The organism is Sanguibacter sp. Z6_81 (genome assembly GCF_057180625.1).
Genome location: NZ_JBXUFV010000004.1, coordinates 101,526 through 122,407 on the forward strand (window position 1 = coordinate 101,526; position 20,882 = coordinate 122,407).

Below are 20,882 nucleotides of genomic sequence, written 5' to 3' on the forward strand. Positions count from 1 at the left end.
ACCCGTGCGAACCGTGACCTTCGACCTCTACGACACGCTCGTCGTCGTCGCCCCGGCCGCACGCAGAGCTCATCAGGAGGACCTCGCGGAGCGCATCGGCATCCCGACCGAGCAGTTCCTCGCGCTGTGGGACGCGACGAGCCGCGCGTCGAACACCGGTGTCGTCGGCCCGACGACGGAGCGTGTCCGGCACGTCCTCGACGCGCTCCCGGCGCCGCGGGACACGAGCGACGAGCTCGTCGCGGAGCTCGCCGACGCCGAGCACCGGTTCCTGCGCGACGCCGTCCGCGTCGTCGACGGCATACCGGAGCTGTTGGCGGACCTCCGGTCCCGTGGCATCCGCACCTGGCTCGTGAGCAACTGCTCAGCGAGCGTCGAGCACACCCTCGACGCGAGCGGCCTGCTGCCCCTGCTCGACGGGGTGACGCTCTCCTGCGCGGTCGGGCACATGAAGCCGGACCCGGAGATCTACACGACGGCGCTCGCAGCGCTCGGCCTCGAGCCGGCGGACGCCTGGTACGTCGCCGACGGCATGGTCGACGAGCTCGGCGCAGCGACCCGCGTGGGGATGCGCGCGGCGCGGGTCACCTGGTCCCACGACACGGGCCACGCGCCCGACGGCGTCCCCAGCGTGGGCACGGCCCCCGAGCTCGCGGCGCTCCTGGGCGTCGCGGCTGGGACCCAGGACCGGACGACGACCTAGGACCGGACGACCGTCCGGTCGGGCGCTGCTGTCGAGGCGGTCGACGCCGGGGCCAGCTGGATCCGCCGGACGACCGCCGTCGTCGAGCTCCCGGGCACGTAGTCGAGGATCCGCACCTCCCCGCCGTGCGCGCGCACGACGTCCGACTCGACCATCCCGGCGTCGGTATGGTCCCCGCCCTTGGCGTAGACGTCCGGCTCGATCCGCTCGATGAGCGGCACCGGGGTGTCGGTCGAGAACACGGTGACGTAGTCGACGCAGCTGAGCGCCGCGAGCACGCCCGCCCGGTCCGCGGCGGGGTTGATGGGCCGCCCCTCGCCCTTGAGCCGGCGCACGGAGTCGTCGTCGTTGATCGCGACGACGAGCACGTCACCGAGCCGCTTGGCCTGGTTGAGGGACGTCGTGTGGCCGCGGTGCAGCACGTCGAAGCACCCGTTCGTGAACACGACAGAGCGCCCGACGGCGCGGTCCTGCTCGATCCTGCGGACGAGCTCGTCGTGGTCCAGGGCGCTGTCCGCGAAGCCCGCGAGGTGGTCGACGAGGTCGGCGGTCGTGCACAGGGAGGTGCCGAACCGGGTGACGACGACGTCGGCGGCGGCCTGGGCGAGGTCCGCGCTCGTGGTCAGCGGGAACCCGCAGGTGCGGGCGAGCGTGAGGGCCGCCACGAACGTGTCGCCCGCACCGGACGCCTGCTTCTCGGTGGCCGGGCGCGCCCACGTGCGGTGCTGCAGGCCGTCGGCGTCGAGCAGCACGGAACCGTCCTTGTCGAGGGTGACGACGACGTCCCGTGCTCCGGTCGTCCCCGTGAGCCGGCGGGCCAGCGCCGCCACCGCGGCGGCACGGTCCGGCTCCCCGCGCAGGTCGACACCGACGGTGGCCGCGGCCTCGGCGGCGTTGGGCGTCACGAGGTCGGGGTGCAGCGCGGCCCACAGCGCGGGCTCGTGGGCGTCGACCACGCAGAGCCCGGGACGCGCGGACCGGGCGAGCAGCGCCTGCGTCACCGGTCCCTGGAGCGTGCCGGAGGAGTAGTCGCACACGACCTCGGCATCCGCGTCCTCGCCGGCTCGCACGGCGGCGGCGGCGAGCGCCTCGAGGGCCTCCGCCGGGTACACCCCGGCCGGCATCTCGTCGATCCGCACCATGACCTGGTCGCCGACGACGATGCGGTCCTTCGTCGTCGTCACGACGTCGGGATGCAGCACGAGCCCGGCGACGTCGATCCTGGCGCCGGCGAGCAGGTCGCGGATCATCCGCCCCGGCTCGTCGTCCCCGACGACCCCGGAGAACCGCACCCGTGCCCCGAGCGCGGCGAGGTTCATCGCGGTGTTCGCTGCCCCGCCCGGCACGTACCGGCGCGCCGTGATGTGCACGACCGGCGCGGGCGCCTCACGCGCCATGCGGTCGCTCGTGCCGCTGAACCAGCCGTCGAGCATCGGGTCCCCCACGACGCTCACGACGGGGGACATGTGCGCGAGCATCCGCGGCACCTCGGCCGTGAGCGCCGCGCGTGACGAGAGGATCGGCTCGGTGGGGGCCATGCGCACGTTCCTTCCGGGTGCCCTCGCAGGGTCAGGCGGTCTCGCCGCGCAGCGGCGCGGCCTCCATGTGGACGACCTTCGTCAGCGTCATCTCGTCGAGCAGCTCCGGCCCGTACCCGTACCCGCTGCCGCTGTCCCCCCGGGGCTCCGCCGAACCGCCGGGCGCTCCGCCGAACACGGCGTTGATCTTCAGCGTCCCCACCGGGAGCTCCGCGACGGCGCGCTGGGCGTTGCGGATCGACCCGGTGAGCACGGTCGCCGCGAGCCCGTAGCGGTCCGCGGCGGCGAGCTCGAGCCCTTCCTCGAAGGACTGGACGACCTGGATGGGGGCGACCGGCCCGAACGTCTCCTCCGTCATGACCGGCATGCCCGGACCGCAGTTCGTCAGCACGGTGGCCGGGTAGAAGGAACCCGGGCCGTCGGGGACGAACCCGCCCGTCCGGGCGACGGCACCCGCGGCGAGGGAGGTCGACACCTGACGGTGCACCTCGTCGCGCAGTGCGGTGTCGACGAGGGGCCCGAGCTCCCGCTCGGCCTCCCGTCGGCGGGCCTCGGCGACGAGCGCGTCCGTGAAGGCCCCGGCGACCGCCTGGTGGACGTAGATGCGTTCCACCGAGACACAGACCTGGCCGGAGTTGGCGAACGCGCCGAGGGCTGCCTGCTGCGCAGCCCACTCCGGGTCGACGTCCGCGTCGACGACGAGGGGGTCGTTGCCGCCGTTCTCGCGGATGACGTGCGCGCCGGTGAGGACAGCGGTGCGGGCGATCCGCTCGCCGGTCGCCGTCGAACCGACGTGCGCGATGACGTCGATGCCGGTGCTCTGGGTGAGTGCGGCGCCGACCCCCGCCCCGCCGAGGACCGTCTGGACGACGTCGGCCGGGAACGCCCGGGAGAGGATCTCACCGAGGAAGGCGCCCGTGTGCGGGCACCGCTCGCTCGGCTTGTGGATCACCGTGCTGCCTGTGACGACCGCGGCACCGATGAGCCCGGCCGCGACGGCCACCGGGTCGTTCCACGGCGTGACGGCGAGCACGACGCCGCGGGGCTCGGGCACCGTGTAGTCGGCGGCGTCGACCGCACCCCGCAGGCTCTTGCCACGGTGCAACGGGCCCAGCTCCGCGTACTGCAGGAACGTCTCGACGCCGGCGGTGACCCCGGCCAGCGCCTCGGCCTCCGGTCGGCCGGTCTCGCGGGCGTTGAGGCGGGCGAGGGACTCGGCGTGCTCCGCCACCTGGGCGGCGGCGTGGCGCAGGATGGAGCCACGCTCGCCGGGCGGGACCCGCGACCACCACGCGAACGCGTCGCGCGCCCGGTCGACGACGTCCTCGAGCGCATCCAGCGCCGTCGGCTCGACATCCCCCACGGGACTGCCGTCCCGGGGGTCGACGATCGTCATCAGCACCTCGTCGGTGTGACTGCCTGGCAGGTGGATGAGCGACATGGGGTCCTCCGGAGCGGTGGCGCGGGCCGGCTGCACGCGTCGGGTGGGGCCGGGCGTCTGCTCGGCGGGCACAGGGGTCCCGTACCCACCCCGGGGTCCCCCTACACGTGCACGGCGGAACGTTTGCCGGGGGCGCGGCACGGGAACAGGGCGTGGACGACCGCCCGGAGGACGCGCCCGGAGGAGGACCAGTGACGACCGCACCGCTGACCACGACCACGACGGACGGGGACGCCGAGCAGGGCGTCGGTGGTCTCGCCGCCCCTGTGAGCCGCGTGCCCACCGTGGGCCCGCTCTCGCCGCCGTTCGACGACATCGAGCGGATCGCCGTGCTGCGCGGGGGAGGGCTCGGTGACCTCCTGTTCGCCCTGCCCGCGATCGACGCGCTCGCCGCGGCCTACCCCGGAGCGCGGATCACGCTCCTCGGCAACGCGCTGCACCGTGCGCTGCTCGCGGGACGCCCGTCGCCCGTGTCGGACGTCGAGCTGCTGCCCGTCGCGCACGGCGTGCGGGACGGCGTCGGCCTCGTCGAGGACCCCGCGGCGACGGACGCGTTCTTCGAGCGGGTGGCCGCCCGGCGCTACGACCTCGCCGTCCAGGTGCACGGGGGTGGCCGGAACTCCAACCCGTTCCTGCTGCGTGCCCGGGCGCGGCACACGGTGGGCACACGGACGCCCGACGCCGTCGCGCTCGAGCGCACCATCCCGTTCCGGTACTACCAGCACGAGATGCTGCGCGGGCTCGAGGTCGCCGCACTGGCGGGAGCGCGCCCCGTGGGGCTCGAGCCCGAGCTCGTCGTCACGGACGCCGAGCGGGAGCGCGGGCTGGGCCTGCGCCCCCCGGACGGGTCCCCGCTGCTCGTCGTCCACCCGGGTGCGACCGACCCGCGCCGGCGCTGGCCGGTCGCGTCGTTCGCGCAGCTCGCGGCCCGTGCGGCCGCCGACGGCGCGCACGTGGTGGTCGTCGGGGACGGTGCGGACGCGGACCTCGCCGACGAGGTCGCCGCCGCCGCCCGGCCGCTCGTGGGCCGGGGACGCGGCGCGCACGTGCGCTCGCTCGGGGGACAGCTCTCGCTGAGCGACCTCGTCGCACTCCTGGCCGCGGCCGACGCGTTCGCCGGCAACGACAGCGGCCCGCGGCACCTCGCGCTCGCCGTGGGGTGCCCGACCGTCGGGGTGTTCTGGTGCGGCAACGTCATCAACGCCGGTCCGCTCGCCCGCACCGGGCACCGCGTCCTCATGTCGTGGACCACCCGGTGCCCGGAGTGCGGAGCACCGCAGGTCCCGGCGAGGGACGACCGGTGCGCGCACGACGTGCCGTTCGTCGCCGGGGTCACGGTCGACGAGATGCGCGAGGAGGTCGCCGACCTCCTCGCACGCTCGGCGTCCGCTCGGCATCCGTGACGCGTCAGAGGGCGCCGAGCACCTCGTCCCACCGGGCGAGGAAGGCCGCGAGGCCGTAGTTCTCGAGCGCGAAGGCGCGCGCTGCCGCGCCGCGGGCGCGCGCTTCGTCGGGGTGCGCGAGCCACCGGGCCGCGGCGGAGTGCAGCTCGGTCATGTCCGTCGAGAGCACACCGGCCTCGGGCGGCACGGCGCGGCGGATCTCCGTCGCGTCGACGCCGAGCACCGGCATGCCGATGTGCATGGCCTCGAGCAGGGACAGACCGAGCGACGTCCACCGGGCCGGGTGCAGGTACGTGCGGCGGCGCGCCAGCTGCGCGTGCAGCTCCGCCGTGGGCAGGTCTCCCGCGGCCAGGACGATCTCCTGGCCCGGCGGGCGTTCCACGCCCAGCGCGGCGGCGAGACCCTCGGTCTTCATGCCGAACACGTCGACCCGTCCGACGCGAGCGAAGTCCCCCAGCAGGTCGCTCCCGGTCACCCGCCACCGCCGCACGGGCTCGTTGATGACGACGCCGATCGCCTCGAGCTCCCCGGTGTAGAGCGGCCCGGGGTCGACGACGCCGTGCTCCACGACCGTGGTCGGCGCGCGCCCGCAGTCCCAGAACAGTGCGTTGAAGTGGGTGACATGCGCGACGAGGATGTCGCTGCGGTCGGCGAGCGGGTGCACGGAGGACGGGATGTCGACGCGCGGGGTGTTGTGCTCGACGAACACCGCCGGCACGTCCCGGCCAGGGCGCCTGCCCAGGAGGCGCTCGGCTGCCTCGAGGTCCTCGAGGCGTTGCAGCACGACGACGTCGACGTCCGTGTCCGCGAGCTCGCCCTCGGGGACGTCCCGGACCTTCGCGGGCCACTGCCGGGGGCCACGTCCCCCGGTCCCGTCAGCGTCGACGGGCAGCAGGTAGTCGTGGTCGCCGCGGACGAACGCGTCCATCCAGCCGCCGTGCACGTGCCACACGAGGATCCTCACGCGGTCGGTACCTCCATCTCGGGGACGCTGTTCTCCCACGTCGCCGTCGGCGTCAGCGCCGCTCCGGCGAGCTCCAGGCAGGCGGCGACCACCTCGTCCGCCGTCACGTCGGTCAGGCACGGGTGACCCGCGACCGGGCACACCTGCGCGCGGGATCCGGCGCACGGAGCCGCCTGGTCGCCGAGCAGCGCGACAGGGACGCCGTAGGGTGCCCACCGCGCGGCGGGGACCACGGGGGAGAAGAGGCTCACGACGGGGGTCCCGACGGCGGCTGCGAGGTGCGCCGGCCCCGTGTTGCCCGTGACGACGATCGCGGCGCCCGCGAGGATCCCGGACAGCACGGCGAGGTCCGTGCGTCCGCCGAGGTCGGTGCCGTGGTCGCCCGCGACCTCGCGGGTGAGGTCCCGCTCGTCAGGTCCGCCCGTGACGAGGACACGCACGCCCCGCGCGGCGAGCAGCTCGACGGCGTCGCGGTGGCGCCACCCCGGCCAGGTGCGGGCGGGCACGGACGCGCCGGGGTGGACGACGACGTACGGCTCGTCCCCGACGAGCGCCGCGACGTCCGGGGCGGGGGCCGGCGCGGCGAGGACCTGCAGGAGCCCGTCGTCGTCCGCCGGGAGCTCGTAGCCCGCGGCGCGGGTGATCGCCAGTGCGCGCACGGCCTCCGGCTGGTCCTCCGGGAAGTCCTCGCCGGGACGCACCCGGACGTCGAGCAGGTGACCGGGGTGGTCGACCGACGCGGCGCTGATGTGCGGCACACCCGCGAGACGGAGCAGGAGCGCGAGGGGGAGCGGTGACTGGTGGAACGACGTGAGGATCACCGCGGCACCGGGTGCGCACTCCCGGACCGCGGCGAGCAGGGAGTCCGTGTGCTCGACCGACACCGGCGGCGCGGACGCCGCGATCCACGGAGCGTCCCACTCGAGCACCTGCGAGACGCCCGGCAGGAGGCGCGCCGCCGCCACGCCCTGGCGCCCGCAGAGCATCCACACGTCGGCGCTCGCGGCGACAGCCCGCACCGCGGGGCCGCAGACGAGGACGTCGCCGGCGCTGTCGAGCCGGGCGACGAGGACGCGGCGGCGTGCGCGCGGCGGCTGGAGCGGGGCGGCGCAAGGATGGCTCATACCCCGTGCTGTTCCCTGTGGCGCGGGCCCCCAAACGTTGCCAGGGTGGCAGCGTGGAACTCCTCACCGACCTCGATGCGAGGACCTGCGACGTCCCCGAGGTGCTCGCGCTGCGGACCCTCAAGCTCGGTGACCTCCTCGTCGCCGTCCCCGCGCTGCACGCGATCCGTCGGGCGCTCCCCGAGCACCGGCTCGTGCTCGCGATGCCCGCCTGGCTCGACCCCGTCATCGACCTCGTCGACGGCGTCGACGCCCTCCTGCCCGCCCGCGGTCTCGACGACCTCCTGCCTCTGCGGCCCGGGCGCATCGACACGGCCGTCAACCTCCACGGCAACGGACCGGAGAGCCGCCGGGTCATCGACGCGCTCGGTGCCCGGCGCCGCATCGGGCACCGGGGCCCCGGGAGCGACGGGCCCCAGTGGCTCGACGGCATCAACGAGCGGGTGCGCTGGGCCCGGCTCGTCGAGGCCCACGGCATGCCCGCGGACCCGGACGAGGTGTGGCTCCGGCACCCCGGGCCCAGCCCGCGGCCGCGTGCAGCGGTCGTGCACGTCGGCGCGTTCTACGGGTCGCGGCGCTGGCCCGCGGAGCGGTTCGCGCAGGTCGCGCGGAGGCTCGCCGACGACGGGTTCGACGTCGTGCTCACAGGGGGCGATGCGGAGCGGGACCGTGCCCTCGACGTCGCGCGGCAGGCCGGGTTCGACGAGTCCCACGCGCTCGCGGGCCTGCTCGACCTGCGGCAGTTCGCCGCCGTCGTCGCGGACGCCCGCCTCGTCGTCACGGTCGACACGGGTGCCGCGCACCTCGCCTCGGCGTTCGGGATCCCGTCCGTCGTGATCTTCGGTCCCGCCCCCGTCGAGGAGTGGGGCCCGCCGAAGGGTCCGCACGTCGCGCTCACCGACGCGAGCGTGCGGGTGGGCGACACGTTCGGGGACGAGCCAGACCCTGCGCTGCTCGCGGTGACGGTCCGCGACGTCCTCGCGGCCGCGGACGAGGTCCTCTCCCGCTGAGGCTGCATACCCGTGCGGGTCGCGACCGGTGCGGTCAGGCTGCCGTGGGTCGCCCCGGTGGACCCGGCACGAGCTCTGCGCGCAGGCGACCGAGGATGTGCGTGAGCAGGCGCGAGATCTGCATCTGGGTGACGCCGAGCTCGCGCCCGATCTCCTGCTGCGTCTTCTCCTCGAAGAACCGCAGGTAGACGATCTGCCGGTCGCGGACGGACAGCGTCCCGCAGGCCGCGGCGAGCGTCGCCATGAGCTCGGCCCGCTCGAGGCCGGCGTCCTCCCGGGTGAGCAGGTCCACGAGCGGGTTGCCCTCGGTGTCGTCCGGTCCACCGGGGGCGTCGAGGGACAACGGACGCATGCTGTTGTGCGCACCGAGGGCCTCCTCGACCCGGCGCAGGTCCTCACCCATCGCTGCTGCGAGGTCCGCCGACGACGGTTGCCGGCCGAGGGCCTGGGTGAGGCGGGGGATCTCCGTGGACAGGTGGCCCCGGAGCTCCTGGACCTGGCGCGGTGGCCGGACGATCCATCCGCAGTCCCGCAGGTAGCGTTTGAGCTCGCCCGCGATCGTCGGGACCGCGAAGGACACGAACTGCTCACCCTTGACGGGGTCGAACCGCTGGGCGGCCTTGACCAGCCCCACGTACGCGACCTGCCGCAGGTCGCTCCAGTCGCCGCCACCGGCGCTGTGCCTGCGGGCGATGGACTCGGCGACGCCGAGGTGCGCCAGGACGAGTGCGTCCACCTCGGTCCGGCTGCGCGGGCGGGACGGGGTGCGGACCTCGGCAGGGGTGGGGATGTCGTCGAGTGCGCTCACGGCGGCCTCGTTCCGTGTGGGAGGAGATCGGCGCGGCGCCTTTGTCGACCACGGGTGACCTCAGAGAAGCACCGCTCCTCCGGCGCCGCCACCGGAACGGGCATTTCGTGCTTTGGGTGCGTCCGTGCTGAAGGTGGGACGAAGCGGGGCATGGCGTCCGGGCGGTCGGAGCCTGCCGCGCCCCGCTGCGCCGCATGCCCGCGCCGTGCCGGGCGCCGGCTGCTCGTCAGGGCCAGGAGCCCTCCTCCTCGTGGCAGATGACGAGCTCGCGCACCTCGCAGCCCGGGGGCTGGTTGAGGGCGAAGAGCACGGCGTCCGCGACGGCCGCGGGGTCGTTGAGCCGCGAGTCGTCCTGGGGCTTGTACTGCTCGTCCCGGTCGTCGAAGAAGTGCGTCTTCATGCCGGCGGGGATGAGCGTCGTCACGCCGATCTCGCCGCGGGTCTCGGCAGCGAGCGCACGGGTGAAGCCGATGACGCCGAACTTCGAGGCGCAGTACGCCGTCGCGTCGGAGACCGCCTTGATACCGAGCGAGGACGAGACGGTGACGACCCGGCCGTGCGTGGCGCGCAGGTGCGGCAGGGCTGCGCGGACGACGCTCACGGTGCCGATGAGGTTCACCGCGACGACACGCTCCCAGTCCGCGGCAGCGATGTCCTCCAGCCGCCCGCACCTGTCCGTCCCGGCGGCGGTGACGACGCCCTCGAGCCCGCCGTGCTCCGCGACGGCCCGGGCCACCGCTGCCTCCACCGCAGCGGTGTCGGCGACGTCGACCTCGTAGGCGGAGACCGCCTCGACGCCCTCGACGGACCGGTCGAGCACGATGGGCGTGCCCCCCGCGGCCTTGACGGCGTGGGCGACGGCGGCGCCCAGCCCGGAGGCCCCGCCCGTGATGAGGACGCGGCCGGGTGTGCGTGTCGATGGGTTCACTGGTGTCTCCTCGTCGTGCGGGTGGTCGGGTGGATGTCCGTCGTCGGCACGTGGGCCGGTCGGGGGACGGGACGGGTGGGCATCAGCTCACCCGCGCGAGGGCGCTGGCGAGCAGCGACGTGGACCGTGCCGCGTGGAAGGGGACGGTGACGGTCACCGCACCCCAGGTCCGCAGCAGCGCGGCCTCGGGCAGCTCGTCCACCCGGTAGTCGCCGCCCTTGACCCACACGTCGGGTCGGAGTCGGGCGAGCGCGTCCTCGGGGCTGTCCTCCTCGAACACGAGGACAGCGTCGACGCACTCGAGCGCCAGGAGCAGGGCGACCCGGTCCTCCTGCCCGATGATCGGCCGCTCGCTGCCCTTGAGGCGGCGGACCGACGCGTCCGAGTTCAGGCACACGACGAGGCAGTCGCCGAGCGTGCGGGCCGCGGCCAGGGTCCGGGCGTGCCCGGCATGCAGGAGGTCGAAGCAGCCGCCCGTGGCCACGACCGTGCCTCCCGCCGCGTGCGTGCGGCGGGCGACGTCGAGCGCCTCGGCGGTCCCGCCGATGGGTACCGGCGGGAGGACGGGCCGGTCGTCGGGTGCGCTGACGGGGACGAGCCCGGCGACGCCGCCGGCAGCGAGGAACGTCGAGGCGGCCCGCACGGCCCGGTCGACGGCGTCCGGCAGGCGCGTGCCGTCGAGCAGTGCGACCGCGAGCGTCGCGGCGAAGCGGTCGCCCGCGCCGCACGGGTCCGACGCCTCGACCCCCGGGGCCGGGACGACCACGGGTCCGGGTGTGGCACCGTGCCGGCCCGCGGGGTCCGCCACGAGCAGCGCACCACGGTCGCCCAGGGTGACGACGACGGCGTCCGCGCCCCACCGCGCCCGGAGCAGCGCTGCGGCGTCGTGCGCCGCTGCGATGCCCGAGCCGCGCACCTGCGCGAACCTCGTGGCCTCGGCGAGGTTGGGCGTGACGACGGTCGTCCCCGGTACGGGGTCCGCTCCGCGCGGATGGGGGTCCCAGACGACGGGGACGTCGGCGGCGCGCGCCGCGACCGCCGCCCGGACCCGGGGGTGCGCGGCGACCCCGCGCCCGTAGTCGGCGACGAGCACGACGTCCGCCGAGGCGATCGCGGCGACCATCGCGTCGCTCACGGTCGGCTCGGCGGGGGTGGCGCACCCCTCGTCGACACGCACGACGGCCTGGCCCGCGGCACGGACCCGTGTCTTGACGGGCGTCGGCCCGTTCGACGCACCGGCGACCACCCGCACCCCCCGGAGGGCATCTCGCAGGTCCGCCGCACGGGCGTCGTCCGACAGGACGGTCACGAGCCGGACGTCGTGGCCGTCCGCCGCGAGCATCCGCGCCACGAGCCCGGCACCGCCTGCGCGCAGCACGGTCCCCTCGACGTCGACGACGGGGACCGGGGCGTCCGGGCTCAGCCGGTCCGACCGTCCGAGGAGGTCGACGTCCAGCAGGACGTCCCCGACGACGACGACCCTCATCCGTGCCCCTCCTCGGTGTGCCGCACGTAGGTGTCGAAGGCCCGGCACAGCAGGTGCACCGCGACGAGCTGGGCCTCCTGCACGTTCGCGGACGGCCCGCTCAGGGCGACGCAGTCGTCCGTGGCCTCCGACAGCGGGTTGGGGCCGGGCCCGGTGAGCGCCCAGGTCGTCACCCCGACCTCCCGGGCCGCGGCCGCCGCGCGCAGCAGGTTGGGGCTGCGCCCGCTCGTGGAGATGAGGACGAGGACGTCGCCCGGTCGCCCGTGGGCGTGGACCTGCCGCGCGAAGACCTCGTCGTACCCGTAGTCGTTGCCGATCGCGGTGATCGCGGAGGTGTCCGCGTGGAGGGCGATCGCGGAGAAGGGGCGTCGGTCGCCGTCGAACCGTCCGACGAACTCTGCCGTGAGGTGCTGCGCCTCGGCGGCCGACCCCCCGTTGCCGGCCGCGAGGAGCCGCTGCCCGTCGATGAGCCGACGTGCCAGCTCGCAGCCCCAGGCGGTGAGGTGCCCGGACTCCACGCGCAGGTGCGCCAGGACACCCTCGAGCGCGCCGAGGTGCGCGGCGACGGTCCGCGCGCAGATGCCGGACTCGACCGAGGACGCCTCGTCCGGGACCGCGACGAGCATGCTGTGGGCGGTCATCGTGCCGTCCCCTCTGCCTGGCGAAGCGCCGTGCCGCGCGTCCCTGCCCCGGAGCGGGCCGGGTGCCCGCTGCGCCCTGACGTCGCGCGGCTCCCCGTGCCCGTCACGGCCTCGCTGCGGGGGATCCGGACGGCCTCGCTGCGGGTGGTCGTGGCGGCGAGGGCGCCCTGGTAGATCTTCGTCGTCATCGTCGCGATTCGGTCCCAGGAGTAGCGGGAGCACACCCGGGCGCGACCAGCCCGACCGAGGGCGGCGCGCCGCTCCGGGTCGTCGGCGAGGCTCTCGACGGCGTCCGCGATCGCGCCCGGGTCGCGCGGGGGCACGTGGAGGCCGGTGACACCGTGCACGACGGTGTCGATGAGGCCTCCCACGCTCGCCGCCACGACGGGCACCCCGCACGCCATGGCCTCGAGCGGGACGATCCCGAACGGTTCGTACCGGGGCGCGCAGACGACCGCGTCGGCAGACCGCAGGATCGCCGGCAGCCCGCCACGGTCCACCTGCCCCCGGAAGTCGACGAGGTCGAGCACCCCGAGGGCGTCGGCGAGCTGGCGGAGGCGCTCGAGCTCCGGGTCCGTCGTGCTCGCGGTGTCCGCGGAGCCCCCGACGACGACGAGCTCGATGTCGGTGCGGCCACGCGCCCGCAGGAGGGCCAGCGCCGAGATGACGTTGCCGACCCCCTTGCGCGGGACGAGACGGCCGATCGACACGACGCGGACCCGCCCGTCGGGGCGGTCGGCGACCTCCCCGTCAGGTCGGAAGTGCTCCGTGTCGACCCCGCACGGCACGACCGAGATCGCCCGGGCGGGGATGCCCATCGACCGGAGCTCGAACACCTCGTCGGAGCACGTCGCGACGACACCGTCGGCCGTGGTGCCCACCCAGGGCTCGAGCAGCGCGCGCTCCTCCGGGCTCGTGTCCGCGTCGCCCTGGTGGCGGCGCTTGACCGTGCCGAGCGCGTGGAAGGTCTGCAGGACAGGGATGTCTCCCGTCGCACCGGCGAGCCGCACCGCCTCGAGCGCCGCGATGCCGGACATCCAGAAGTGCCCGTGCACGACGTCGGGCCGGTCGTCCGCCCAGTCCGCAGCGATGCCCTCGCCGAGGGTCTGGATGTAGGGCATGAGCTCGTCCTTGGGCACGTGCCCGGTGGGGCCGGCGGTGACGTGCACCACCTCGACGCCCGGGGCCGCCGGCACACGCTCGGGCAGGTCGGGGTCGTCCCGGCGGGTGTAGACCGTCACCTCGTGGCCCTGCCGGGCCAGCGCGCAGGACAGGGCGGCGACGTGCACGTTCTGGCCACCCGCGTCCACGCCGCCGAGGGCCGCGAGCGGGCTGGCGTGCTCGGAGACCATCGAGATCCTCACCGGACGCTCCTCTCGGCGGCAGCAGCGGTCGGGGCGCGGGCTCCCTCGCGGTCCGGGTGGGCCGTCGGGTGGTGCGTGCGCAGGAGCGCGGGGAAGAGCGAGCCGACGGCGCCCAGGAGGTCCGGCGCGACCGCCGGCGCCCGGCGGACCTCGTGCTCGAGGGTCGCGGGGGTGGGGACGAGCACGGCGCGCGCGCCGGCTGCCGCTGCCGCGAGGTAGTCCGCGCCGATGTCTCCGACGACGGCGACCTCGTGGGGTGCCACGCCGAGGTCCCGGGCGCCCTGCAGGACGAGGCCGGGCCGGGGCTTGCGGCACGCGCACCCGTCCTCGGGCGCGTGCGGGCACACGCACCAGGTGGCGAACGTCCCGAAGATCTCGTCGACGCGGGCGTGGACGGCGTCCGCGTCCGCGCGGGTGATGAGGCCGCGGGCGATCCCGGACTGGTTGGTCACGACCCCCACCGGTATCCCGGCGTCACGGAGCAGGCGGACCGCCGCGACGGCCGTGGGCATGGGCTCGACGAGCGCGGGGTCGCCGTTGTACGGCACGTCGACGACGAGTGTCCCGTCGCGGTCGAACAGGACGGCACGCGGCGGGACCGGGGAGGCGTGGGCCGCGACGGGCCGTCCAGAACCGGTCATGCACCTGCTGTTCCCCGTGGTGGCAGACCCTAAACCTCCACAGGTCGGGGCGAACCCGCTCACGTCGCGTGCGGCGGCGCTGTGACGCTCGCAACAGGCGATGTCCGTGGTGCGAGTCCTGGTGGGCGCCCCGCGCCGAGGCCTGAGAAGGTAAGCGGATGAGCGTCGACGCGAGCACCATCAGACAGGGCGTCGTGGGGCGTCTGGGGCCCTTCGTGCTGGGGACCGGCCCGCTGGGCAACATGTACCGGGCGGTGGACGAGGACGAGGCGCGCGGCACGGTGGACGCCGCCTGGGACGAGGGTGTGCGGTCGTTCGACACCGCGCCCCACTACGGCATCGGTCTCGCTGAGCGGCGTCTCGGCGCGGCGCTCGCGCAGCGCCCCCGGGACGAGTACGTGCTCTCCACGAAGGTGGGCCGCCTCCTCGTTCCCGCGCCCGAGCTCGCGGGCCAGCAGGACAGCGACTTCCTCGTCCCGGCCGACGTCCGCCGCGAGTGGGACTTCTCGCGCGACGGCGTGCTGCGCTCCCTCGAGGACAGCCTCGGGCGGCTCGGCCTCGACCGCGTCGACGTCGTGTACGTCCACGACCCCGACGAGCACTGGGAGCAGGCGTCGCGCGAGGCCGTGCCGGCGCTCGTCGAGCTCCGCGACCAGGGCGTCGTCCGGGCGGTCGGCGTCGGCATGAACCAGTCGGCGATGCTCACCCGGTTCGTCCGCGAGACCGACGTCGACGTCGTCATGTGCGCGGGGCGGTACACGCTCCTCGAGCAGGGCGCGCTCGCCGACCTGCTCCCGGCGGCGCTCGAGCGTGAGGTGGGCGTCGTCGTCGCGGGTCCGTTCAACTCGGGTCTGCTCGCGACGCCGCGACCGGGCGCTGACGCGCACTACGACTACGCACAGGTCCCGCAGGCCGTGCTCGACCGGGCGCAGCGCATCGCCGCCCTGTGCGAGCGGCACGGGGTGACGCTCCCCGAGGCCGCGCTCGCGTTCGTCCGTGCGCACCCCGCCGTCGTCGCCACGGCGGTGGGGGCGCTGGGTGAGGACGAGGTCCGCACGACGCTGCGGCGCTCGCGGGCGCACGTGCCGGTCGAGCTGTGGGAGGACCTGCGGGCGGCATGGTTGATCGACCCGATGGCTCCGGTGCCTCAGACGAGCTTCCCGCCTGTGGCCCTCTGACGTTCGTCACAAAAGATGTAGCCGATCCTTTCTTGGCATCGTTCCGGAATCGTGGGACGATGAGGGCGTGACAGCAACCGTCGAACGACTCCGCGCCGTGGGCCTGCGCATCACCAGCCCCCGCGTCGCCGTCTACGAGGTGCTCGACGAGGCGCGAGCCGACCGCGAGCACCACCTCACCGCAGCCGCGGTCGCCGAGCGCGCCCGCGCCCGCCTCGGCACGCTGTCCACGCAGGCCGTCTACGACTGCCTCGACGCACTCGTCAGGTCCGGGCTCGCCCGCCGGATCGAGCCCGCCGGGATGGCGGCGCTCTACGAGGCACGCGTGGGGGACAACCACCACCACCTCGTCTGCCGGGGCTGCGGCGCCACCACCGACGTCGACTGCGTCGAGGTTGCCGCGCCCTGCCTCGTCCCGCACGTCCGCGCGAGCGCGGACGGTGCACCCACGACCACACCGCCCGGCTTCGTCATCGACGAGGCCGAGATCACCTTCTGGGGGTGGTGCGCCGAGTGCGCCAGCTCCCGAGGACTTGCGTCACAAGATCCACAGCCAACGAGAGGACTGTCATGACCGACGTCGCGTCGCAGCCGCCCGCACCCGGAGACGACCGCCCGGTGCTCACCACGCGCCAGGGCCACCCCGTCTACGACAACCAGAACCAGCGCACCGTCGGGGCCCGCGGCCCCGCCACGCTGGAGAACTACCACTTCCTCGAGAAGATCAGCCACTTCGACCGCGAGCGCATCCCCGAGCGCGTCGTGCACGCCCGTGGCGTGCTCGCGTACGGCACCTTCACCGCCGACGGCACCGTGGGCGACGAGCCCATCTCGAAGTACACCCGCGCCAAGCTCTTCCAGGAGCCGGGCAAGAAGACCGACGTCGCCGTGCGCTTCTCCACCGTCGCCGGCGGCCGGGACTCCTCCGAGATGGCCCGCGACCCCCGCGGCTTCGCGGTGAAGTTCTACACCGAGGACGGCAACTGGGACCTCGTCGGCAACAACCTCGGCGTCTTCTTCATCCGCGACGCCGTGAAGTTCCCCGACTTCATCCACTCGCAGAAGCCGGACCCCGTCACCTTCGAGGCGAACGTCCCCGAGCGTGCCTTCGACTTCTTCAGCCAGACCCCCGAGGCCATGCACATGGTCTCCCTCGTCTTCAGCCCCCGCGGCCTGCCGGCGAGCCTGCGCACCATGCAGGGCTTCGGCGTCAACACCTACAAGTGGGTCAACGAGGCCGGCGACACACAGCTCGTCAAGTACCACTGGCTGCCGAAGCAGGGCGTCGCGTCCTACACGGCCGCTGACGGTTCCGCGGTGCAGGCCAAGACCCTCGGCGCGCACACGAAGGACCTCTACGACTCCATCGAGGCCGGCGAGTACCCCTCCTGGGAGCTCCACGTCCAGCTCATGGACGACCACGAGCACCCCGAGCTCGACTTCGACCCGCTCGACGACACCAAGGTGTGGCCCGAGAACGACTTCCCGCTCCGCAAGGTCGGGGAGATGACCCTCAACCGCATGCCGGAGAACTTCTTCGCGGAGAACGAGCAGATCTCCTTCGGCACCGGCGTGCTCGTCGACGGTCTCGACTTCTCGGACGACAAGATGCTCGTCGGACGCACCTTCTCCTACTCGGACACCCAGCGCTACCGCGTCGGCCCCAACTACCTGCAGCTGCCGGTGAACCAGGCGAAGAACGCCCGGGTCGCCACCAACCAGCAGGGTGGGCAGATGCAGTACACGGTCGACGCCAACGGGTCCAACCCGCACGTCAACTACGAGCCGTCCATCACGGGCGGCCTGCGCGAGGCCCAGTACCCGACGCACGACGTGCAGGGGCCCGAGATCACCGGGCGCCTCACCCGTGCGCGCATCCCCCGCACGAACGACTACGTGCAGGCCGGGGAGCGGTACCAGCTCTCCGAGCAGTGGGAGAAGGACGACCTCGTGACCAACCTCGTCGGTGCGCTCTCGCAGTGCCGCCGTGAGATCCAGGAGCGCATGGTCTGGCACTTCTACATGTGCGACGACGAGCTCGGTCAGCGCGTCGGTGACGGCATCGGCATCTCCGCCGACGACGTCCGTGGCCTGCCGCCCCTGCAGAGCCAGACCCTCACCGAGGACGAGCTCACGCGTGCGGCGAACCTCGGCAAGAACGGCCCGCGCGACGTCACGGGCCTCGTCATGACCCACTGCGTGCCCAACGAGCACGTCGTGGTCGCCGGCTGACGACCGGCACGCACCCCAGGTGCTCCTAGGCGGCGACCTCCGGCGACATGCCGGGGGTCGCCGTCGTCGTCCGGACGAGCACCCGTCCCTCGTCGATCCGGACGGTCCACGTGCGCAGCGCCACCGGGTCCTTGCCGCCGGCGTCGAGGCACTCGCCCGTGCGGATGTCCCACATCTGCTTGTGCAGGGGAGACGTGAGGGTGACCATCGGGCCCATGATCCCGATGTCCCGGGAGCCGATGATGCCGCGGGCGAGGACGTTGGCCCCGGAGTACGGGTCGCGGTGCTGCACCGCGACGACCTCGTGCCGCGAGAGCTTGTACAGCGCGACCTGCTCGCCCCCGACGAGAGCGGGCACGCCCCGCTCGAGCGGGAGGTCGGACAGCGTGCAGACGTCGGTCCAGGTGGTCGGGCAGGTCATCGTCGTGCCTTTCACGGTCGTGGCTCGGGGCGAGCTGGTCAGGCGGGTCGGGCGGGTCAGGGCCGGGCGGCGAGCGGGGTGTGCGGGAGGTCCGGTGCCCGCTCCTCCGGGGCGGCGGGCCGCACCTGGCCACGGACGGGGATGTACGCGAGGTCGCCGTCCGCCTGCTCGGGTGCGTTGACGAACGACACGAACCTCCGCAGCTTCTCGGGGTCGTCGAGGGTCGCGCGCCACTCGTCCTCGTACCGCTCCACGTGGGTGGCCATGGCCGCGTCGAGGTCGGCTGCGATACCGAGCGAGTCCTCGAAGATCACCTGCTTGACACCGTCGAGGCCGCCGTCGACCTCCTGCACCCACGCCGCGGTGCGCTGCAGGCGGTCGGCCGTGCGGACGTAGTACATGAGGAAGCGGTCGATCGCCCGGAACAGCTCCTCCTCCGTGAGGTCCTCGGCGATGACGTCCGCGTGCCGAGGGGCGAACCCGCCGTTGCCGGCGACGTAGAGGTTCCACCCCTTGAGGGTCGCGATGACGCCGATGTCCTTGCCACGGGCCTCCGCGCACTCGCGGGCGCACCCGGAGACGCCGAACTTGATCTTGTGCGGGGAGCGCAGCCCGCGGTACCGCATCTCGAGCTTCACGGCGAGACCGGCGGAGTCCTGGACACCGAACCGGCACCACGTGGACCCGACGCACGACTTCACGGTCCGCAGGGACTTGCCGTACGCCTGGCCGGACTCGAACCCGGCGTCGACGAGGCGCCGCCAGATGGGCGGCAGCTGCTCGATGCGGGCACCGAACATCGCGATCCGCTGCCCGCCGGTGATCCGCGTGTACAGCCCGTAGTCGCGGGCGACCTCAGCGATGACGAGGAGCTTCTCGGGAGTGATCTCGCCCCCGGGCACCCGGGGGATGACCGAGTAGGAACCGTCCTTCTGCATGTTCGCCATGAGGTGGTCGTTCGTGTCCTGCAGCGGTGCCTGCTCGGCGTCGAGCACGTGCCCGACGTCGAGCGAGGAGAGGATCGACGCGACGACGGGCTTGCAGATGATGCACCCGCGCGGCGTGTCAGCCCCGGCGAGGGGGACCGTGACGCCGTGCCGGGCGACGATCTCGGTGAACGTCCGCAGCCCGGTGACCCGGACGGCGTCGAACAGCTGCGAGCGGCTCATGGCGAAGTGCTCGCACATCGCCCTGGAGACGGTCTGGCCGGAGCGGCGCAGCTCGACGTCGACGATCTTCGACACGAGGGGCACGCACGACCCGCAGGTGGCGCCCGCCTTGGTGCAGGTCTTCACGGCCGCGACGCTCGTGTGGCCGTCAGCCACCGCCTGGCGCACCGTGCCGGCCGTGACGTTGTTGCACGAGCACACCACGACGTCGTCGGGCAGGTCCGCGCTCGGTGCTGCAGCGCCCGCGCCCTCGGGGACGAGGTAGGCGGCAGGGTCCGCACCGAGGGAGCGCCCGACCATGGGGCGCAGCGACGCGTAGGCGGAGGCGTCGCCGACGAGGATGCCGCCGAGCAGCACCTTCGCGTCGTCAGACATGACGAGCTTCTTGTACGTGCCACCGATCGGGTCGGCGTAGACGACCTCGAGCGCGCCGGGCGTGGCCGCGAAGGCGTCCCCGAAGCTCGCGACGTCGACCCCGAGCAGCTTGAGCTTCGTCGAGAGGTCCGTCCCCGGGTAGCGGGCGTCGCCACCGAGGAGGTTGTCGACGACGATGTCCGCCATCGTGTTGCCGGGGGCGACGAGGCCCACGCACCCACCGTCGATCGAGGCGACCTCGCCGACCGCCCAGATGTCGGGGGCGCTCGTGCGGCACGCGGCGTCGACGACGACCCCGCCGCGCGGGCCGATCTCGAGGCCGGCGGCCCGGGCGAGCTCGTCGCGGGGCCGGATGCCGGTGGCGAGGACGACGACGTCCACGGGGATGTCCGAGCCGTCGGCGAAGACCATCGTCGCGACGGCCGGCGGCTCGGACGCCGTCGCACCCTCGGTGCGGGCCTCGTCCGCGGTCGGCACGTCGAGGAGGTCCTCGGGCGCCGGGAGGAGCGCGCTCGTGGCGGTCGCGGTGCGCACCGCGATGCCGAGCCCCTCGATGAGTCGGCGGAGGGCCTCGCCGCCTCCCGCGTCGACCTGCAGCGCCATGAGGCGGTCGGTGAACTCCACGACGGTGCTCCGCGCACCGAGCGCCTGGAGAGCGCCCGCTGCCTCGAGACCGAGCAGACCGCCGCCGACGACGGCGCCCCGCAGGGGGCGGTCGTCACCGCGGGCGCGCAGGGCGCGGGTGCGCTGGGCCATCCAGCTCCGCAGCGCCGCGACGTCGTCGAGCGTGCGGTAGACGAACACACCGGCCAGGTCGGCTCCCGGGATCGGCGGGACGGCTGCACGGGACCCCGTCGCGAGGACGAGGGTGTCGTAGCTGTGCACGCCGTCCTCCGTGAGGACGACACGGTCCTCGGGTCGCACGGCGGCGACCGGGGAGCCGGGCAGGACGGTGACGCGTGGGTCGGCAGCGAGGACGGTGCCGCCGTCGGCGCCGCCGAGAGTGAGGTCCTCGGGGCTCGCCCCGCCGAAGAAGCTCGTGAGGGCCACCCGGTCGTAGGGCAACCGGCCCTCGTCGCCGAGCATCGTCAGCTCCCAGCGTCCCTCGGGGTCGCGTGCGGCGAGGCTCTCGGCGAACCGGTGGGCCACCATGCCTGCGCCGACGACGACGATGCGCCTCGGGTCAGGGCTCTGGGCGCCCCGCTCCGAGCCGCTCTGCGGTGTGTGCTGGGTTCCCACGGGGGCCTCCTCGATGTCTGGCTCCCACCGTATGTACCGGCTCGGGGCGTCCTGTGGGACCTCGTACCCAGCACAGACATGCCCGGTGCCACGGGACCGGGCCCGGCGGTTGCCCGGCCCGAGCGACGCCGCAGGCCGTCCGTGATGGGTGGATCGCGCGGCCTGTCTCCGGCGCGACGGGGTAACCTACCCAGGGTCTGTGCTCGGCGGTCGCCGG

18 protein-coding genes are annotated in these 20,882 nt (G+C 74.1%); 6 read left to right on the plus strand and 12 right to left on the minus strand.

Going from position 1 to position 20,882, the window contains the following annotated elements:
• Positions 1–4: 4 nt before the first annotated feature.
• Positions 5–703: an HAD family hydrolase gene (locus tag AC2AXK_RS11445; RefSeq protein ID WP_484345510.1), complete on the plus strand. Its 699-nt coding sequence runs from the start codon at positions 5–7 to the stop codon at positions 701–703.
• Here AC2AXK_RS11445 and rfaE2 read toward each other — a convergent pair.
• Positions 700–2,241 carry a D-glycero-beta-D-manno-heptose 1-phosphate adenylyltransferase gene (gene rfaE2, locus AC2AXK_RS11450; protein WP_484345511.1) on the minus strand — a complete coding sequence of 514 codons (1,542 nt, stop codon included), beginning with the start codon at positions 2,239–2,241 and terminating at the stop codon, positions 700–702. The two genes, AC2AXK_RS11445 and rfaE2, sit on opposite strands and share 4 nt — an antisense overlap.
• A 31-nt stretch (positions 2,242–2,272) precedes the next feature.
• Positions 2,273–3,682, minus strand: a complete 1,410-nt coding sequence (locus AC2AXK_RS11455; protein WP_484345742.1) for an aldehyde dehydrogenase family protein — start codon at positions 3,680–3,682, stop codon at positions 2,273–2,275.
• A 191-nt stretch (positions 3,683–3,873) separates the two neighbouring features.
• Here AC2AXK_RS11455 and AC2AXK_RS11460 point away from each other — a divergent pair, with 191 nt between their 5' ends.
• Positions 3,874–5,085, plus strand: a complete 1,212-nt coding sequence (locus AC2AXK_RS11460) for a glycosyltransferase family 9 protein (RefSeq protein ID WP_484345512.1) — start codon at positions 3,874–3,876, stop codon at positions 5,083–5,085.
• A 4-nt stretch (positions 5,086–5,089) separates the two neighbouring features.
• On the opposite strand, the gene AC2AXK_RS11465 is transcribed toward AC2AXK_RS11460, so the two are convergent.
• Together AC2AXK_RS11465 and AC2AXK_RS11470 are read right to left on the minus strand one after the other, a co-directional pair.
• Positions 5,090–6,049, minus strand: coding sequence for a glycosyltransferase (locus AC2AXK_RS11465; RefSeq protein ID WP_484345513.1), 960 nt, complete (start codon positions 6,047–6,049; stop codon positions 5,090–5,092).
• Complete coding sequence (locus AC2AXK_RS11470) at positions 6,046–7,173, minus strand: glycosyltransferase family 9 protein (protein ID WP_484345514.1); 1,128 nt, start codon at positions 7,171–7,173, stop codon at positions 6,046–6,048. The genes AC2AXK_RS11465 and AC2AXK_RS11470 overlap by 4 nt, the downstream gene beginning before the upstream one ends.
• Positions 7,174–7,226: 53 nt before the next feature.
• Between AC2AXK_RS11470 and AC2AXK_RS11475 the strand changes: the two genes are divergently transcribed.
• Positions 7,227–8,183, plus strand: a complete 957-nt coding sequence (locus AC2AXK_RS11475; protein WP_484345515.1) for a glycosyltransferase family 9 protein — start codon at positions 7,227–7,229, stop codon at positions 8,181–8,183.
• A 34-nt stretch (positions 8,184–8,217) separates the two neighbouring features.
• Here the strand turns inward: AC2AXK_RS11475 and AC2AXK_RS11480 are convergent, their stop codons facing one another.
• The 6 genes from AC2AXK_RS11480 to AC2AXK_RS11505 all read right to left on the minus strand — a co-directional run bounded on the left by AC2AXK_RS11480 (position 8,218) and on the right by AC2AXK_RS11505 (position 14,051).
• Positions 8,218–8,991 (minus strand): sigma-70 family RNA polymerase sigma factor, encoded by a 774-nt coding sequence (locus tag AC2AXK_RS11480; RefSeq protein WP_484345516.1) that lies wholly within the window; start codon positions 8,989–8,991, stop codon positions 8,218–8,220.
• 226 nt (positions 8,992–9,217) lie between these two features.
• Entirely contained in the window at positions 9,218–9,919 is a 702-nt protein-coding gene (locus AC2AXK_RS11485; protein ID WP_484345517.1) for an SDR family oxidoreductase, read from the minus strand.
• A gap of 82 nt (positions 9,920–10,001) precedes the next feature.
• Positions 10,002–11,405: a PfkB family carbohydrate kinase gene (locus AC2AXK_RS11490; protein ID WP_484345518.1), complete on the minus strand. Its 1,404-nt coding sequence runs from the start codon at positions 11,403–11,405 to the stop codon at positions 10,002–10,004.
• Positions 11,402–12,046 carry a D-sedoheptulose-7-phosphate isomerase gene (locus AC2AXK_RS11495; protein ID WP_484345519.1) on the minus strand — a complete coding sequence of 215 codons (645 nt, stop codon included), beginning with the start codon at positions 12,044–12,046 and terminating at the stop codon, positions 11,402–11,404. The genes AC2AXK_RS11490 and AC2AXK_RS11495 overlap by 4 nt, the downstream gene beginning before the upstream one ends.
• Positions 12,043–13,410 (minus strand): glycosyltransferase, encoded by a 1,368-nt coding sequence (locus AC2AXK_RS11500; protein WP_484345520.1) that lies wholly within the window; start codon positions 13,408–13,410, stop codon positions 12,043–12,045. The genes AC2AXK_RS11495 and AC2AXK_RS11500 overlap by 4 nt, the downstream gene beginning before the upstream one ends.
• Positions 13,407–14,051 carry a D-glycero-alpha-D-manno-heptose-1,7-bisphosphate 7-phosphatase gene (locus AC2AXK_RS11505; protein WP_484345521.1) on the minus strand — a complete coding sequence of 215 codons (645 nt, stop codon included), beginning with the start codon at positions 14,049–14,051 and terminating at the stop codon, positions 13,407–13,409. The genes AC2AXK_RS11500 and AC2AXK_RS11505 overlap by 4 nt, the downstream gene beginning before the upstream one ends.
• Before the next feature lie 158 nt (positions 14,052–14,209).
• On the opposite strand from AC2AXK_RS11505, the gene AC2AXK_RS11510 reads away from it, so the two are divergent.
• The 3 genes from AC2AXK_RS11510 to AC2AXK_RS11520 all read left to right on the plus strand — a co-directional run bounded on the left by AC2AXK_RS11510 (position 14,210) and on the right by AC2AXK_RS11520 (position 17,461).
• Positions 14,210–15,229 carry an aldo/keto reductase gene (locus tag AC2AXK_RS11510; protein ID WP_484345522.1) on the plus strand — a complete coding sequence of 340 codons (1,020 nt, stop codon included), beginning with the start codon at positions 14,210–14,212 and terminating at the stop codon, positions 15,227–15,229.
• Positions 15,230–15,296: 67 nt separating this feature from the next.
• Positions 15,297–15,803, plus strand: a complete 507-nt coding sequence (locus AC2AXK_RS11515) for a Fur family transcriptional regulator (protein WP_484345523.1) — start codon at positions 15,297–15,299, stop codon at positions 15,801–15,803.
• On the plus strand, positions 15,800–17,461 hold the full coding sequence (locus AC2AXK_RS11520) for a catalase (protein ID WP_484345524.1): 1,662 nt from the start codon (positions 15,800–15,802) through the stop codon (positions 17,459–17,461). The genes AC2AXK_RS11515 and AC2AXK_RS11520 overlap by 4 nt, the downstream gene beginning before the upstream one ends.
• Positions 17,462–17,486: 25 nt before the next feature.
• Here AC2AXK_RS11520 and nirD read toward each other — a convergent pair whose 3' ends face one another.
• Both nirD and nirB read right to left on the minus strand, forming a co-directional pair.
• Complete coding sequence (nirD, locus tag AC2AXK_RS11525) at positions 17,487–17,882, minus strand: nitrite reductase small subunit NirD (protein ID WP_484345525.1); 396 nt, start codon at positions 17,880–17,882, stop codon at positions 17,487–17,489.
• Between the two features lie 56 nt (positions 17,883–17,938).
• Positions 17,939–20,578, minus strand: coding sequence for a nitrite reductase large subunit NirB (gene nirB / locus AC2AXK_RS11530; protein WP_484345743.1), 2,640 nt, complete (start codon positions 20,576–20,578; stop codon positions 17,939–17,941).
• Positions 20,579–20,882 lie beyond the last annotated feature (304 nt).

Coding starts and splice junctions, on each gene's coding strand:
- rfaE2 (WP_484345511.1), bottom strand. CDS start 2,241: ATGGCCCCCACCGAGCCGATCCTCTCGTCACGCGCGGCGCTCACGGCC.
- nirD (WP_484345525.1), bottom strand. CDS start 17,882: ATGACCTGCCCGACCACCTGGACCGACGTCTGCACGCTGTCCGACCTC.
- AC2AXK_RS11520 (WP_484345524.1), top strand. CDS start 15,800: ATGACCGACGTCGCGTCGCAGCCGCCCGCACCCGGAGACGACCGCCCG.
- AC2AXK_RS11510 (WP_484345522.1), top strand. CDS start 14,210: ATGAGCGTCGACGCGAGCACCATCAGACAGGGCGTCGTGGGGCGTCTG.
- AC2AXK_RS11470 (WP_484345514.1), bottom strand. CDS start 7,173: ATGAGCCATCCTTGCGCCGCCCCGCTCCAGCCGCCGCGCGCACGCCGC.
- AC2AXK_RS11495 (WP_484345519.1), bottom strand. CDS start 12,046: ATGACCGCCCACAGCATGCTCGTCGCGGTCCCGGACGAGGCGTCCTCG.
- AC2AXK_RS11490 (WP_484345518.1), bottom strand. CDS start 11,405: ATGAGGGTCGTCGTCGTCGGGGACGTCCTGCTGGACGTCGACCTCCTC.
- AC2AXK_RS11505 (WP_484345521.1), bottom strand. CDS start 14,051: ATGACCGGTTCTGGACGGCCCGTCGCGGCCCACGCCTCCCCGGTCCCG.
- nirB (WP_484345743.1), bottom strand. CDS start 20,578: ATGGTGGCCCACCGGTTCGCCGAGAGCCTCGCCGCACGCGACCCCGAG.
- AC2AXK_RS11455 (WP_484345742.1), bottom strand. CDS start 3,682: ATGTCGCTCATCCACCTGCCAGGCAGTCACACCGACGAGGTGCTGATG.